The 15,788-nt window shown below is 69.0% G+C and carries 15 protein-coding genes; 3 read left to right on the forward strand and 12 right to left on the reverse strand.

Going from position 1 to position 15,788, the window contains the following annotated elements:
- Window positions 1-9: 9 nt before the first annotated feature.
- The 8 genes from FF096_RS05065 to FF096_RS05100 form a co-directional block, all read right to left on the reverse strand.
- Complete coding sequence (locus FF096_RS05065; protein WP_155215176.1) at window positions 10-1,290, reverse strand: ABC transporter permease; 1,281 nt, start codon at window positions 1,288-1,290, stop codon at window positions 10-12.
- 3 nt (window positions 1,291-1,293) lie between these two features.
- Window positions 1,294-2,619, reverse strand: coding sequence for an ABC transporter permease (locus FF096_RS05070; RefSeq protein ID WP_155215177.1), 1,326 nt, complete (start codon window positions 2,617-2,619; stop codon window positions 1,294-1,296).
- A complete protein-coding gene (locus FF096_RS05075; RefSeq protein ID WP_155215392.1) occupies window positions 2,616-4,340 on the reverse strand; it encodes an ABC transporter ATP-binding protein in 1,725 nt (574 codons plus the stop codon). The genes FF096_RS05070 and FF096_RS05075 overlap by 4 nt, the downstream gene beginning before the upstream one ends.
- Window positions 4,341-4,500: 160 nt before the next feature.
- Window positions 4,501-5,562: a BMP family protein gene (locus FF096_RS05080; RefSeq protein ID WP_155215393.1), complete on the reverse strand. Its 1,062-nt coding sequence runs from the start codon at window positions 5,560-5,562 to the stop codon at window positions 4,501-4,503.
- Between the two features lie 277 nt (window positions 5,563-5,839).
- Window positions 5,840-6,181, reverse strand: coding sequence for a hypothetical protein (locus tag FF096_RS05085; protein ID WP_309222711.1), 342 nt, complete (start codon window positions 6,179-6,181; stop codon window positions 5,840-5,842).
- A gap of 96 nt (window positions 6,182-6,277) precedes the next feature.
- On the reverse strand, window positions 6,278-7,177 hold the full coding sequence (locus FF096_RS05090; RefSeq protein WP_155215179.1) for a sugar ABC transporter permease: 900 nt from the start codon (window positions 7,175-7,177) through the stop codon (window positions 6,278-6,280).
- Between the two features lies 1 nt (window position 7,178).
- The gene (locus FF096_RS05095) at window positions 7,179-8,195 is read right to left on the reverse strand and encodes a carbohydrate ABC transporter permease (RefSeq protein WP_155215180.1); all 1,017 of its coding nucleotides are present in this window, start codon (window positions 8,193-8,195) and stop codon (window positions 7,179-7,181) included.
- An 89-nt stretch (window positions 8,196-8,284) separates the two neighbouring features.
- Window positions 8,285-9,586, reverse strand: coding sequence for an extracellular solute-binding protein (locus FF096_RS05100; protein ID WP_155215181.1), 1,302 nt, complete (start codon window positions 9,584-9,586; stop codon window positions 8,285-8,287).
- Window positions 9,587-9,916: 330 nt separating this feature from the next.
- Between FF096_RS05100 and FF096_RS05105 the strand changes: the two genes are divergently transcribed.
- Together FF096_RS05105 and FF096_RS05110 are read left to right on the forward strand one after the other, a co-directional pair.
- Entirely contained in the window at window positions 9,917-10,996 is a 1,080-nt protein-coding gene (locus FF096_RS05105; protein WP_155215182.1) for a LacI family DNA-binding transcriptional regulator, read from the forward strand.
- Window positions 10,997-11,175: 179 nt separating this feature from the next.
- Entirely contained in the window at window positions 11,176-12,807 is a 1,632-nt protein-coding gene (locus tag FF096_RS05110) for a glycoside hydrolase family 13 protein (protein ID WP_155215183.1), read from the forward strand.
- Window positions 12,808-12,966: 159 nt separating this feature from the next.
- On the opposite strand, the gene FF096_RS05115 is transcribed toward FF096_RS05110, so the two are convergent.
- Complete coding sequence (locus FF096_RS05115; RefSeq protein ID WP_155215184.1) at window positions 12,967-13,407, reverse strand: MarR family winged helix-turn-helix transcriptional regulator; 441 nt, start codon at window positions 13,405-13,407, stop codon at window positions 12,967-12,969.
- A gap of 87 nt (window positions 13,408-13,494) precedes the next feature.
- On the opposite strand from FF096_RS05115, the gene FF096_RS05120 reads away from it, so the two are divergent.
- On the forward strand, window positions 13,495-13,908 hold the full coding sequence (locus FF096_RS05120) for a nuclear transport factor 2 family protein (RefSeq protein WP_309222712.1): 414 nt from the start codon (window positions 13,495-13,497) through the stop codon (window positions 13,906-13,908).
- 27 nt (window positions 13,909-13,935) lie between these two features.
- On the opposite strand, the gene FF096_RS05125 is transcribed toward FF096_RS05120, so the two are convergent.
- From FF096_RS05125 to FF096_RS05135, 3 genes are all read right to left on the reverse strand, one after another.
- On the reverse strand, window positions 13,936-14,367 hold the full coding sequence (locus FF096_RS05125) for a hypothetical protein (protein ID WP_309222713.1): 432 nt from the start codon (window positions 14,365-14,367) through the stop codon (window positions 13,936-13,938).
- Between the two features lie 100 nt (window positions 14,368-14,467).
- Window positions 14,468-14,836: a GntR family transcriptional regulator gene (locus tag FF096_RS05130; protein WP_309222714.1), complete on the reverse strand. Its 369-nt coding sequence runs from the start codon at window positions 14,834-14,836 to the stop codon at window positions 14,468-14,470.
- 19 nt (window positions 14,837-14,855) lie between these two features.
- The gene (locus FF096_RS05135; protein ID WP_309222715.1) at window positions 14,856-15,779 is read right to left on the reverse strand and encodes a YhjD/YihY/BrkB family envelope integrity protein; all 924 of its coding nucleotides are present in this window, start codon (window positions 15,777-15,779) and stop codon (window positions 14,856-14,858) included.
- Window positions 15,780-15,788: the final 9 nt, after the last annotated feature.

The following is a 15,788-nucleotide window of genomic DNA, read 5'->3' on the forward strand; positions in this document are numbered from 1 at the left end:
CCTCCTGGGTCAGCCCTTGATGTACGGCTTGCCGTCGGCGGCCGGAGCCCGTACCCGACCGACCAGCCCGGCCACGGCCAGGATCGTCGCCAGGTAGGGCAGCATGGCCAGGAACTGACCGGGGATGATGCTGTTGATCGCACCCAGGTAGGTGGCCAACTGGTCGGCGAAGCCGAAGAAGAGCGCGGCGAGCAGCGCGCCGGTCGGGCTCCACCGGCCGAAGATCAGCGCGGCCAGGGCAATGAAGCCCTTACCGCCGATCATGTTCTTGGTGAACGAGAAGAGCGCCAGCGTGTAGGAGGCGCCACCGATACCGGCCACCGCGCCGGCCATGATCACGTTGCGGTAGCGCAGGCCGAGCACCTTCACACCCAGGGTGTCCGCCGCCGTCGGGTGCTCACCGACCGACCGGGTCCGCAGCCCCCACCGGGTACGGAACAGCGCGATGTGGATCACGAGCACCAGCAGCAGGGCCAGGTAGAGGAAGATGTTGCCCCGGAACAGCGCCGGACCGAGCACCGGGATGTCCGACAACAGCGGGATCTCCCAGTTGCTGAAGCGCGGCGCGCTGTTGTACTTGGCGGCGTCGGTCTGCATCAGCCGCTCGTAGAGGAAGCCGGTGATGCCGACCGCCAGCAGGTTCAGCACGATGCCCATGACCACCTGGTCGACCAGGTACCGGATGCTGAACACGGCCAGCAGCAGCGAGATGAACGACCCGCCGACGGCGGCGGCGAGCAGGCCGACCCAGACGCTGCCGGAGATGCTGCCGAACAACGCGCCGCTGAACGCGCCCATCAGCAGCTGCCCCTCGATCGCCACGTTCACCACGCCGGAGCGCTCGCAGAGCACCCCGGCGAGGGAACCGAAGATCAGCGGCAGGGCGAGCAGGAAGGTGCCCCGCACGATGTTGACCAGCGGCATGAAGTTCTGCCCGGTCGGCGCGGCGGAGACCTGCCAGCACAGGAAGGAGAACACGAAGGCGATCAGACCGACGGCGAGCACCGGGACGAACCAGCGCTTCGGCAGACCGACGAGCATCGCCCCACCGGCGGCCAGCGCGATCAGGCCGAAGAGGACCGCACCGACCGTACCGTTGATCTCCAGCGCGGCACCGGCGGCGTCCTCACTGAGCGTGAAGCGGGCCTGCTCGCCGGTGGCGAGCACACCGAACAGCACGGTGGCCAGCAGCCCGAGCGCCAGCAGCACCAGGCCGACCTTGCGGGTACGGGTCCAGAAGCCCTCGTCGACCGGCGCGACCGCGACGTCGGGAACAGCCGTGGTGGACATGCCTCACCAGCCCTTCGCGAGGCTCGTCTGCAACCGGGCGGCCCGTGCGGCCCGGAGCTGGAAGATCGCCTTCACCAGGGCCGGCGCGGCGATGAAGATGACGATCAGGGCCTGGAGCACGGTGACCAGCTCCAGCGAGATCCCCGAGTACGACTGCATCCGGTTGCCGCCCGCCTGCAACGCGCCGAACAGCAGCGCGGCCAGCGCCACCCCCCACGGTTTCACCCGGCCGAGCAGGGCGACCAGGATGCCGTCGAAGCCGATCTGGGCGACCACCAGGGGGGTCAGCGCGGCGGCGGTGGTGCCGAGCACCATCTGCGAGCCACCGAGACCGGCCAGCGCCCCGGCGAAAACCATGATCAGCACGTACGTGCGGGTGACGCTCATGCCCGCGGTGCGGGCGGCGTCCGGGTTGGCGCCCACCGCCCGCAGCTCGAAGCCGAGCGTCGAGCGGTTGAGCAGCCAGGCGACCGCCCAGGTGGCCAGGACGGCCAGCACGATGCCGGTGTGCGCCCGCAGCGGCTCGCCGAAGATCCGGGGAAGTTGGGCGGAGCTGTCCACGGCCCGGCTGATCGCGTCGGTGCGGTTCGGGTCCTGCACCCCGTTCTGCACGATCAGCCAGGTGAGGAAGTAGACCGCGATGTAGTTGAGCATGATCGTGTTGATCACCTCGTGGGCGCCGGTCCGCGCCTTGAGGATGCCCGGGATGAAGCCCCAGATGGCGCCGCCGAGCGCACCGGCCAAGACCGCGACCAGCAGGTGCAGTCCGGGCGGCAGCGGCAGCAGGAAGCCGGCCAGCGCGGCCAGGATGACGCCCATCGTCGCCTGTCCCTGCGCGCCGATGTTGAACAGGCCGCCACGGAAGGCCAGCGCCACCGACAGGCCGGTGAAGACCAGCGGAGCGGTGTAGGTGAGGGTCTCCGAGATCGGGCTGAGCGCCGCGTCGGCGTTGGTCGCGGCCGGATCGAAGATCGAGCCCTTGAACAGGTTCGCGTACGCCTCGCTGACCAGCGTCCAACTGGCGTTGATCGCGTCCGACGGGCGGGCGGTGATGTAGCTGTAGGTGGCCAGCACGTCCGGATCAGAAATGATCATCAGTACGGCGCCCACGAGCATCGCCAGCACCAGCGAAAGCAGGGTCACCGTGAAGGTGTTGGCGGCCCAGAGGTTCTCCAGGAACAGCCGCCCCAGCGTGGGGTGCGGTTCCGGTTCACCGGGTGTGTTGGCCGGCTCGGCGCGTTCGGTGTTGCCGAGCGCGCTCCGGGCGGCCTGGTCCTCACTCGCCGGTTCCTTGTCCGGGGAACTCGGCTGGGAATTGCGCTCGCTCATGCCTTCTTGTCCTCGCTACCCTCAGGGGCAGGTGCCACGCCATCGGTGGTGGCCGTGACGTCCCGGTCGGTGATCGCCTGGGTGCCGGCGTCGGATGACACGTCCGCGTCGGCGGTGGCCGCCACGTCCGGGTCGGTGGTCGCCGTCGGCACGGTCCCGTCGTCCGGGGAGCCGCCCGTGGCGTCCGGGGTGATGCCGGCCATCAGCAGGCCGATCTCCTCACGGGGGGTGTCCGGGCCGACCACGCCGATGATCCGCCCGCGGTACATCACCGCGACCCGGTCGGCCAGCCCGATGACCTCGTCCAACTCGCTGGAGACCACCAGCACGGCGGTGCCGATGTCCCGCTCGTGGATGACCCGGCTGTGGATGAACTCGATCGAGCCGACATCCACCCCCCGGGTCGGTTGGGCGGCGATGAAGAGCTTCAGCGGCCGGGACAGCTCCCGGGCCACGATCACCTTCTGCTGGTTGCCGCCGGAGAGGGTGCCGACCGGCGCGTCGGCCGACGAGGTCCGTACGTCGAACTGCTCGATCCGTTCCGCCGCCGACCTGCCGATCTCGTCCGGTCGCAGCGACAGGCCGCGACCGAAGGGCGGCCGGTCGTACATGTCCAGCACCAGGTTCTCGGCGACGCTGAACTCCTTGACCAGCCCGTCGACGCTGCGGTCCTCCGGCACGTAGCCGACGCCCGCCCGGAGCACCTTCTTGGTCGACCAGCCGTCGATCCGCTGCCCGTCCAGGGTGACCGTGCCGGCGAGCACCGGCCGCAACCCCATGATCGCTTCGATCAGTTCGGTCTGGCCGTTGCCCTGCACGCCCGCGACGCCGAGCACCTCGCCCGCGCGTACCGTCAGGTCGACGCCGTCCACCGCGCGAACCTGACGGTCGTCGTCGACGACCAGGCCGGCGATCTCCAGGACCGGCTCGCCCGGGGTCGCCGGGGCCTTGTCCACGGTGAGCCGGACGGTGCGGCCGACCATCAACGCGGCCAGTTCGTCCCGGCTGGCCTCCGGCGAGGCCGTGCCCACGGTCTTTCCGCGCCTGATCACGGTGATCCGGTCAGCGATCGCCTTGACCTCGCCGAGCTTGTGGGTGATGAAGACGATCGACTTGCCGGCGGCCTTGAGCGACCGCATCACCGCGAGCAGTTCCTCGGTCTCCTGCGGGGTGAGCACCGCCGTCGGCTCGTCCAGGATGAGCAGGTCCACGTCGCGGGTGAGCGCCTTGACGATCTCCACCCGCTGCTGGACGCCGACCGGCAGGTCCTCGATCACCGCGTCCGGGTCGACCCGCAGGTTGTACCGCTCGGAGACCTCGGCGACCTCGCGCCGGGCGCGACGCCGGTCCAGGAAGCCGGCGATGCCGCCGCGCACCTGCTCGGCACCGAGCATGATGTTCTCGGTGACGGTGAAAACGGGCACGAGCATGAAGTGTTGGTGCACCATGCCGATGCCGGCGGCGATCGCGTCCGAGGGGCCGCGCAGCTTCAACGGCTCGCCGTCGACCAGGATCTCACCCTCGTCGGGCTGGTAGAGCCCGTAGAGCACGTTCATCAGGGTCGACTTGCCGGCGCCGTTCTCGCCGAGCAGGGCATGGATCTCTCCAGGCTCCACCGTGAGGTCGATGTGGTCGTTGGCGACCAGATCACCGAACCGCTTGGTGATGCCGCGCAGTTCGAGTCTCAGCGCAACCTCCTGGAGTGCGAAGCGATGGTGCAGCGTAGCTGCTGACGAGCGGCACGGCGTCGGCCGAACCGGTGGCGCGGATCGGCCGCTGCGGCACTGCGGGTGAACCCCGCGCCCCAGCGGCCGGAACGTTGTGTGGCTCTGCTCGTCGGCCGCCCCCGGTGATCGTCTCACCGGGGACGGCCGACCCGGGTCACTTCGGCTGGGCGGCCGAGGTGACCGTGACGGTGCCGGCGGCGATGTCCGCCTTCAGCTTGTCGACCTCGGCCTTCAGCTCGGCCGGAACCTTGCTGTCGAAGTCGTGGTACGGGGCCAGCGAGACGCCCTCGTTGGCCAGCGTGCCGACGAAGCCCTCCTCGGCGTTGAGCTTCTCGCCGCCAGCGGCCTTGAGGACGGCGTCCTTGACCGCACCCGGGATGTTCTTCACCACGGTGGTGATGATCGCCGGGCAGTCCGGGGTGCTCTCGCAGCCGTCGACGTCCACCCAGATGGTGTTGTACTTGCCACCCGAGGCCTTGGCCGCACCGGTGGTGCCGAGGCCGGCGCCGCCGGCGACCGGCATGATGATGTCCGCACCCTGGGCGACCAGCGCGTCGCTGACCTTCTTGCCCTCGTCCTGCTTGACGAAGTCGTTGGTGAAGGAGCCGTTCTGGGTCTCCTTGTTCCAACCGAGGGCCTGGACGCTCGCGCTCTTGGCCTCGTTGTAGTAGGCCACGCCGTCGACGAAGCCGTCCATGAAGATGGTCACCGGCGGGATCTTCATGCCGCCGTAGGTCGCCACCTTGCCGCTCTCGCTCATCCCGGCGGCGACGTACCCGGCCAGGAAGCCGGCCTGGGCGGTGTCGAACTCCATCGGGTAGACGTTGGCCACGCCCGGGTTGGCGTCGACGATGCCGAACTGCTGGTCCGGGTTCGCCTCGGCGATCTTCTTGGTGGCGTCCTGCATCAGCCCACCGACGGCCAGGATGAAGTCGCAGTCCTGGTTGACGTACTGGGTGAGGTTCGGCTCGTAGTCCGCCTCAGCCTTGGACGCGACGTACTTGATGTCGATGTTGCTGTTCTCCGCCTTGGCCTCTTCCAGGCCCTTCCAGGCGGAGGCGTTGAACGACTTGTCGTCGATGCCGCCGACGTCAGTGACCATGCAGGCGGTGTACTTCTCGCCTGAACCGGCGTTGTTGTCCTCATCCGGAGCCTCGCCACAGGCGGCGGCGCTCAGTACGAGCCCACCCGCCGCGATGATCGAGGCGATCCGCATCCCACGCACCGAGCGCAAGACGTCTCCTTCCCATTGCACACCGCGGGTTACGCGGTGGCAGCCCTTGAACCGGCCTGCGCCTTGCCGCCGGCGTCCCACGTTACGGGAGGAGAGCGTACGCCCACGCCCACCTGCCGACCGACAATCGTGCAGGACTGTTGGAGGCCTGTTACCCCTACGTAATGCTTGGGTGGGCCCCGTCACTCAGGGTGCCGGTAGACAGGTGGGCGTGTGCCGTAAAAGCGAGTTTTCTCCGTCGGCGCAGTGGGCCGCCCCGCTACCGCCAGAAGACCGCCACAGCCGCGTTGACCAGGGTGAGTCCCACGATGGCGAGGAAGTGCCCCCGGTTGACCTCAGTGCGCTTACGGGAGAAGAAGACCATGACGAAGATCAGCAGAGCGATCACCAGCTTCGTCACAAGCTTCCCCGGCGCCGGCTCGTCGCCGTCGCGCAGCGGCGCGCTCAGCCCGATGCCGCTCAGCACCTGGATCACGGCCCCCCAGAGCATGGCGGCGTTGACCCGGAGCTTGCCGGTGAGGTATTGGGCGATCGCACCACCGAGCAGCAGCGCGAACCCGATCAGATGGACGTAGAGGAGGATGAGTCGAAGTGCTTCCACCCGACCCATCCTGCCCTATCAACGACGTTTTGTAGTAGAGGCGCCCCCGGAAATCCGGGCTGCTCCCGGCACCGGCGACCGGCCGATCACGCCCGGTCAGCCCTTGGTGCCTCCGGCGGTCAGCCCGGAGACCAGGTGCCGCTGAGCGATCATGAACACCACACCGGCCGGCACGGTCACCAGGACCGCCGCCGCCGTCAGGTACTCCCACTGCGGGTTGAACTGCGGCACGAACTGCTGGAGCCCGTACGCCAGGGTGAACGTGTCGTCGGTCTGGATGAACGCCGACGCGTACATCACCTCGCCCCAGGCGGTGAGGAAGGTGTAGAAGGCGGTGACCGCGATGGCCGGTCGGGCCAGTGGCAACACCACCCGCCAGAAGATCGCGAACGGACCGCAGCCGTCCAGCGCCGCCGCCTCGTCCAGCGAGGTGGGGATGGAGTCGAAGTAGCCCTTGAGCATCCAGGCGCAGAACGGCACCGCGATGGTCAGGTACGCGATGACCAGAGCCGGCAACGTGTTGATCAGACCGAGCCGGGCCATGATCGTGTAGATCGGCACGATCAGGATGGCCGCCGGGAACATCTGGGTGATCAGGAAGGTCATCATCAACGGCCGACGCCCGGGGAAGTTGAACCGGGACACCGCGTATCCGGTGGTGGCCGAGAAGAAGATGCCGATCAGCATCGTGAACGCCGCCACGATCACCGAGTTCAGCAGCCACCTCGGGAAGTTCGTGTCGAACAGCACGTAGCTGTAGTTGGCCAGGGTCGGGTCCTTGACCAGGGTCAGCTCGCTGCTCTGCACCGCGTACCCGGGTTTGAACGAGGCCAGCAGCACCCAGACGATCGGGCCGAGCGCGATCAGCGAGGCGATGACCAGCGTGCCGTGCAGCAGCAGGGATTTCACCGGGCTGCGCCGGCTGCGGCCGGGCCGGTTGCCGACCTTCGCCGGGGCGGCCGGAACCGCCGCTGCGGGAGTGGTCAGTTGGCTCATGTCACCACACCTCGCCTTGCTTGCGCAGCGCCCGCCGGTAGAACAGCGAGAACACCAGCAGGATCGACAGGATCAGCACGCCGTACGTGGACGCGAGCGAGTAGTTGCGGATGCCCTCGAACGCCGCCCGGAAGGCACCGGTCACCAGGATCTCGGTCTCGCCCGCCGGCTGCCCCTCGGTCACCAGGAAGATGATCGGGAACATGTTGAACGTCCAGATCGTGCCGAGCAGGATCACCGTCATGCTGACCGGGCGCAGTCCCGGCAGGGTGATGTTGCGGAACCGCTGCCACGCGGAGGCACCGTCGATCTCGGCGGCCTCGTACAACTCGCCGGGAATCGTCTGCATCCCGCCCAGCAGGGCGACCATCATGAACGGCACGCCGAGCCAGATGTTGGTGATGATCGCGGTGAGCAGCGACGTCCACTGGTTGGCGAACCAGTCGACCGAGTCGATGCCGAGCGAGGTGAGCAGCGAGTTCGCCAGGCCGAAGCGCTCGTTGAAGATGAACTTCCAGGCGAAGGCGCTGACGAAGGCCGGTACCGCCCAGGGCAGGACCAGCAGCACCCGGTAGAGACCGCGACCCCGCATCGGACGGTTGAGCATCACGGCCAGGCCGAGGCCCAGACCGTAGTGGAACACGACGCACCCGAGAGTCCAGATCAGCGTGATGCCGGTCCACTGCCAGAAGTCGCCGACATTGCCGCTGAGCACGTTGATGTAGTTGTCGAGACCGACGAACTCCCACCGGTTGGGGTTCTCGGCACAGACCTCGCCACCGGTGATCGACCTGGTGCAGATCTCTGCGGCCTGGTTGGCCTCGGTGAGGTTGGTGAGGGAGATCCAGATCCCCCGGACCAGCGGGTAGAAGATCAGGACTGCCAGGACGATGACGACGGGCAGCACCATCGCCCAGGCGTACCAGTGTTGCTCCCAGCTGCGGCGCAGCCGGGAGGGACGAGCGGATCGGCCGGGCGGCGGCGAGGGGGGCGCCGGTTCGGCTGTCACGGTGGTCATCAGCTGCGCTCCATGAGGGGAGGTCCGGCAGGGCCGGTGACCGGTGCCGGTCACGCGACCCTGCCGGGTGCCGAGAGATCCGGCTGAGGTCAGTTCTCGTAGGAGGGAACGACCTCGGCCTTGTACTTCTTCGCGACGGTGTCCAGCGCGGCCTTCGGGTCCTTGTTCTGGATCAGGACCTCGGTGGCCATCTGGTCGAGCGGGCCGAAGAACTGACCGGCCTCGGGGATCCACGGACGACCGACGCCGGCCTCGACCACCGGCTGGAAGGCGGCGACGGTGGGGTTGTTCTTCACCGCGTCGAGGTCGTACGCCGAGCTGCGGGTCGGCAGCAGGCCGAGCTTCTCGGACAGGAACGCCTGCGACTCGGCGGAGCTCATGAACTTGACGAACGCGACGGCGGCGTCGACCTTCTCCTGCGGCATGCCGGACCAGATCACGTAGTTGTGGCCGCCGACCGGACCACCGGCGCGGGTCGAGCCGCCCGGCACCGGCGCGATGCCCAGGTTCTCCAGGCCGCCGAAGTCCGGTGCCTGCTGGACGTTGTTGACCTCCCACGGCCCGTTGATGATCATGGCGACCTTCTTCTCCTTGAAGAGGGTCATCATGGTGCCGTAGGCGTCGTTGGCGGACGGCTTGGCAGCCGCCCCGCTGTCGATCAGGTCCTTGGCGATCGCCAGCCCGGCCGCGTTCTGCTCCGAGTTGATGATGATCTTCTTGTTCGCGGCGTCGACCAGGTCGCCGCCCTCGCCGTACATGAAGGGCAGCAGGAAGTAGCCGGCCGGGTTGAGGTAGAGCCCCTCGGCGTCGGTCTTGTCCTTGATGGTCTTCGCCGCCGTCTTCAGCTCGGCCCAGGTCTTCGGCGGCTCGCTGATGCCGGCCCGGTTCAGCAGTTCCTTGTTGTACATCAGCGCGAGGCTGTCGGTGACCTGAGGAACGCCGTAGGTCTTGCCGTCGAACTTGTTGGAGGCGAGCGGGGTCTCCAGGAAGTCGGACTCGTCGGCGAGCAGCTCGGAGCCGTCCAGCGCGTACAGGTGACCCAGCGAGGCGAACTCGGGCACCCAGGCGACCTCGGCCCGCAGGATGTCCGGGGCACCGGTCTTGGCCTGCGCGGCGGTCTTGAACTTGTTCTGCGCCTCACCGAACGGGACCGACTGGTAGTTGATCTTGACGTTCGGGTAGGTCTGGTTGAACTTGGCGATCAGCTCCTGGAACGCCGGGCCCTCGTTCTTCGGGTCCGAGGTGTCCCACCAGGTCAGTTCTGCGGTGAGGGAGGCGGGGTCGACCGCCGGCTGCCCCTCGGCCGCCTTCTCCTCGCCGCCGCACGCGGCGACGGAAAGGGCGAGAGTGGCAGAGGCGAGTACGGCGATCCCCCTGGCTGTGCGGCGCATGTTCGCTCCTAGGTTGCCTGCCGGGTAACGGCGGGACAGTAGCAAGAACTTTCGAAACTAGAAACCCCTTGCGAACACCGCTGCAACAACCGTGCCCCATCCGCAACTCCGGTTACCGACAAGTGGCCGCCGTCGGGGCATTTCGCCCACAGAATCCGGTGACCGAACTCGCCGTATCGGTCACCATCAGCGCAGCATGTGCGGACCGAACGTGCCCTAACGGCACGGCTGCCGCGCACTGGCGAGGCGTGCCCTCGACACACCCTGCCGGGTCCTGCAACTTCTTGCTGGCCACTGCGCAAGAAGATGGTGGTGAGCTACAGTGCCGCCATGCGCGCTCGCCTGTCCGACATCGCCCAGCAGGCCGACGTCAGTGAGGCCACGGTGTCGCGGGTGCTCAACGACCGCCCCGGCGTGGCCCCCGAGACCCGGCAGGCCGTCCTGACCGCCCTCGACGTGCTCGGCTACGAGCGCCCCGCCCGACTGCGCAAGCGCAGCGCCGGGTTGGTCGGTCTGGTGGTTCCGGAGCTGGACAACCCGATCTTCCCGGCGTTCGCCCAGATCATCGAGTCGGCGCTGGCCCCCACCGGCTACACCCCGGTGCTGTGCACCCAGACCCCCGGCGGCGTACGCGAGGACGAGTACGTCGAGATGCTGTTGGACCGACAGGTGTCCGGCATCGTCTTCGTCTCCGGCCTGCACGCCGACACCGCCGCCGACCACGACCGGTACCGCACCCTGCTCGCCCGCCCGCTGCCGATCGTGATGATCAACGGGTACGCGCCGGGCCTGCCCGCGCCCTTCGTCTCCTGCGACGACCGGGAGGCCGCCGAACTGGCGGTGGCCCACCTGGTGGCTCTGGGCCACCGCCGGATCGGTCTGATCACCGGACCGGACCGCTTCGTGCCGGTGCAGCGCAAGGTCAGCGGATACAAGTCGGCGATGGAACGTCTCGCGGGTGTGGACGAACCCGAGTTGGCCGAGCTGACCGAGCTGTCGCTGTTCGGCGTCGAAGGCGGGGAGGCGGCGGCGGCCCGGTTGATCGAGCGCGGCGCCACCGGCATCGTCTGCGGCTCCGACCTGATGGCCCTCGGTGCCATCCGGGCCGCCCGACAGCGGGGCATGTCGGTGCCGGAGGACCTCTCGGTGGTCGGCTACGACGACTCACCGCTGATGGCCTTCACCGACCCGCCCCTGACCACCATGCGCCAGCCGGTGGCCGCCATGGCGATCGCCGCGGTGCGGGCCCTGGTCGACGAGATCAACGGCCATGGCGCCCCACACTCGGAGTACCTGTTCCGGCCGGAACTGGTGGTGCGGGGGTCGACGGCGGTGGCCCGGCAGGACGGTACGCCGAGCGGTCCCAGCCGGCAGCGGCCGGCCCCGCCGGCGATCGCGGTCCCGGCGTAGCCCGCCCGAAGCAGCACCGGCCCGACTGGGCCAGAGGACGGCTCCTGTGGCGCATCTTGCGCAAGAAATGCTTGACTCTTGCAGAGTTGGCCCGGCATCCTTCTCAGACACCCGTGCGTCCCCACCTCACCAGCGCCGGGTTGCCGCCGTCCCGCGACAGCAGAAACGGGGAACACCCGATGACCGTCAGCACCCCCTCGCCGCTGACCTCCGACGCCGACTGGTGGCGGTCCGCCGTCGTCTACCAGGTCTACGTCCGCAGCTTCGCCGACTCCGACGGCGACGGCATCGGCGACCTCCAGGGCATCCGGGCACGCCTGCCGTACCTGCGTGACCTCGGTGTCGACGCGCTCTGGCTGACCCCCTTCTACACCTCGCCCATGGTCGACGGCGGTTACGACGTCGCCGACTACCGCGACGTGGACCCGATGTTCGGCAACCTCGCCGACTTCGAGGCGATGATCACCGACGCCCACGCGCTCGGCCTGCGGATCATCGTCGACATCGTGCCGAACCACACCTCCGACAAGCACCCGTGGTTCACTGCGGCACTGGCCGCCGCCCCCGGCTCACCGGAGCGGGCGCGCTACCTCTTCGCCGACGGCAAGGGCGACGACGGCGAACTGCCCCCCAACGACTGGGAGAGCATCTTCGGCGGCCCGGCCTGGACCCGGGTTGCCGACGGTCAGTGGTACCTGCACCTGTTCGACCCGGCCCAGCCCGACCTGAACTGGCGACACCCCGAGGTACGCGCCGAGTTCGAGGACATCCTGCGCTTCTGGTTGGACCGTGGCGTCGACGGATTCCGGATCGACGTGGCCCACGGCATGATCAAGGCCGAAGGGTTGCCGGACGTCGGATTCAGCTCGATGACCACCGGCCGACGCCAGTCCGAACTGCTCGGCAAGGGTCGGCTGCCCTACTTCGACCAGGACGAGGTGCACGAGATCTACCGCGCCTGGCGACCCATCCTGGACAGCTACCCGGGTGGTCGGATGGCCGTCGCCGAGGCGTGGGCCGAGACCCCGCAGCGACTGGCCCGCTACATCGGCCCGGACGAGCTGCACCAGGCTTTCAGCTTCGACTTCCTCGACGCCACCTGGTCGGCGGACTCGTTCCGCAAAGTGATCGACACGGCGCTCGCCGAGTCGACGATCGTCGGCGCACCGACCACCTGGGTGCTGTCCAACCACGACCGGCAACGGCACGTCACCCGCTACGGCGACGGGGAGATCGGGCTGCGCCGGGCCCGGGCCGCCGCGCTGCTGATGCTCGCCCTGCCCGGCTGCGCCTACCTCTACCAGGGTGAGGAACTGGGCCTGCCCGAGGTGCTGGACCTGCCCGACGAGCTGCGCCAGGACCCGGCCTTCCTGCGTACCGGTGAGAGCCGGGACGGCTGCCGGGTGCCGATCCCGTGGAGCGGCGAACTGGCGCCGTACGGCTTCGGCCCGGCCGGTAGCGAGCTGAGCTGGCTGCCCGCTCCGGCGACCTGGCGTGACCTGTCGGTGGCCGCGCAGACCGGCACACCCGGCTCCACCCTGGAGCTGTACCGCGCGGCGCTGCGGATCCGCGGCCAGCACCCGGCGTTGGCCGGTGTCGGCGGCATCACCTGGTTGGAGACCGGTCCGGGAGTGCTCGCCTTCGAGCGCCGGGCCGACGAGACCGTGTTGACCTGCGTGGTGAACATCAGCGACGCGCCGGTGGCGATCGACGGGTACGGCACTCCCCTCGTCGCCAGCGCGACGCTGACCGAACGCGACGGTGGGCACCTGCTGCCGGTGGACGCGGCGGTGTGGTTCGAGCGGTCCTGAACGGGTACAAACCCATCGACTCGGCCGTCCGGCGTGCTACGCGCCGCCGGGCGGCTGAGCAAGACCCCTGTGGTGGGGGGTGCGACGGTGGCCGGTGCCCGGGGCGATCCCCCGGGCACCGGCCACTCTGTGTCGTCGAGTCACGGCGGCGACCGGTGGTCAGCTCGGTTCGTGCTGGGCGAGCACCCGGCTGAGCAAATTGGTCAGTGTCTGCCGCTCGGTCGCCGACAGCGTCTTGAGCAGTTCGTCCTGCACCTGGTCGAGCACCCCGTCGATGCGGTGCAGTTGCCGCAGACCGGCTTCGGTGAGGGTCACCCGGTTGCGCCGTCCGTGTTCCGGGTCCGGTATCCGGTCGACGAAGCCCAGCTCGACCAGTTCGTTGACGGCCGCGACGACGTCGCTGCGGTCGATGCGGCAGCGGCGGCCGAGCAACGCCTGGCTTGACGGCCCGAACTCGTGCAAGGCGGCCAGGATGCGGTAGTGGTAGCCGCGCGCTCCCGCTGCCGCGAAGCCGTCGGACACCAGCCGGCGGGTGTGCACGGCAAGCTGGGTGATCAGCCAACTCGGCTTCACCGTCAAGCGCTGGGGAACGTCATCCATGACACCCACCCTAATGTGTTGGCCTCTCCAACATTTGCCGCTATGTTGGTTTCACCAATGTTGGAGTCACCATCAAGGAGGGCTCTGGTGTCCACCGCCACCCTGACCACTGACCGCATCGAGATCGCCGAGCTGTTCGCCCGGCTGGCCAACCTGCTGGACGACGGCCGCTACGACGACGTCCACACCGTTTACCACCCCGACGTCGTGGTGCACTCCCCGCTAGGCGGCCAGCTGCACGGTCTCGACGAGGTGGCCTCCTACCTGAAGCGCAGCCAGGTTGCCGGCGAGCAAACCCTGCATGTGCACGGCGACGTCCTCGTGCACGTCAACGGCGAGCAGGCCGAGGCGAGCGCCAACCAGCTCGTCCACCGCTACCGGGATGGCGCGCCACCGCACCAGACCAGTGGCGTACGCGTGGCCTGCACCGCCGTGCGTACCTCGGCGGGCTGGCGAATCAGCCAGCTGCGCATCACCCTCGCCTGGACGCACGAACAGTGACCTGATCGGGCGCGCGCCGGGTGGTCCTCACTCGGTCGCGCCGGGCAGGCGGGCGGCCACGCGGCGGAAGCCCGCGCGTAGCTCGGCCTCGCTCGGCGCAAGTAGCGGCTCCGCCGGGTGGTCGGGTTCGGTCAGTTCCTCGTCGACGACGTCCTCGACGTCGCCGTACAGGTCGGCCTGGTCGATCCGGGCTGCCTCGGCGGCGGCGGACTGCGCGGCGGTGATCTCGCTGCGGATCTGCTCCACCGAAACCGCCGGCACCAGCGGCTCCACCACCGCCATGAACTGTTCCTCGGCCACCACCGCCTCGGCCAACGCCAACGCGTGTGGTCGCTCGTACGGGCCGCAGACCACCGCCTCCCACTCGTCGATGTCGTCGAGCGGACCGAACGTGATGATCCACGGTAGGTCCAGCATCGGCGAGTCGTCCGGCAGGTCCAGCGTCACAAGTGCCCCCACGGGCCCATCATGGTGGTTTCCCGCCCGACCCGGGTGCGACTTCCCCGCGCATCCCACCGTCGAGGTGCCCTGCCGACGGCCCAGAAGCGCGGGCCTGCTCTCAGCTCGGCCGTGCCGCGTCGAGGGCCGCCCGGACCAGGGACAGCGCCCGGTCCGTCGGAACACCCAACCGAGTCGCCTCGGTCGCGTACCCGGCGGCCAGCCGCTGCAACCGGTCCACCGCGTCATCGCGGCCGGGCGCGACGAAGGTGCCGTGCCGACCACGGGTCTCCAGCAGACCCGCCGCCTCCAACTCGCGGTACGCGCGAGCCACCGTGTTCACCGCCAAGCCCAGGTCGGCGGCGAACTGCCGGACGGTGGGCAGTTTCGCGCCCACCGGCAGTCGACCATCCCCGATTAGCTCCGCGAGCTGCCCGCGCACCTGCTCGTACGGCGGCACCGACGAACCCGGGTCGATCGAGATCTGCACGCCTGTCCCTCCCACCGCGTCAACCCGCCCCACCCGGCGCACCCGGATCGGCGTCCACGTCGACCTCGGTCGGCCGGGGACGGACCGCCAAGTCCACCGTCCGGCCGTGCCGGCTCGTCGCCGCCAGCGCGGCACCGAACAGCACCAGTTGGTTGAGCAGGTAAAGGTAGACCAGCAGCCCGACGGCGGTCGCCACCACCGTGTACGCCGGGTTGTGCTCGACCCGACCCACCCAGAAACGACCGACGGTGTTGAGCAGGGTAATGCCGACCGCGACGATCAGCACCACCGGCCGCAGCCGGGACCGGCTCATCCGCACCCGGGGCACCGCGACCAGCAACAGCGTGGCCAACACCGCGTTGACCAGCACGCTGAGCACCGCGCTGACCGTGGTGAGCGCGAACGAACCGGTGCTGCGCAGCAGGAACCGCAGCAACGACTCCAGGGCGTCCACGGCCGCCACCGAGAGACCGAGCAGCACGAAGACGACCACCAGCACACCCAGGTCGACCAGGCGGCGCACCACCAGGTTGCCCGGATGCTGGTTGAGCCCGTGGATCAGCCGCTGCGAGGACCGGATCGCCTCCACCCACCCGATCCCGGTCAACACCAGGATCAACAGGCCGACCAGCCCGACGGTGCCGCTGCTGTCGGCGACCTGGGCCGGATCGAGGAACGGCAGATTCTCGCCGAGGAACTCCTCCGCCGCCGCGCTCACCTCGTCGTTGTCCTCCAGGATCGCGCCGAAGATCGCGTACGCGACCAGGGCCAGCGCGAAGACCGCGAAGAAGCCGTAGTAGGCGATGGCGGCAGCCAGTCGACCGCCCTGCAGATCGGTGTAGAGCACCCCGGCACGCCACAGGTGGCTGAAGGCCGGGGAGCGGCGACGCACGGCGGTCAGCCGACGGTCGACGGCCGCCTCGACCCGACCCAGAACGTTCACGTCGTCATC

The organism is Micromonospora sp. CP22, assembly GCF_009712475.1.
Taxonomy (GTDB): domain Bacteria; phylum Actinomycetota; class Actinomycetes; order Mycobacteriales; family Micromonosporaceae; genus Micromonospora.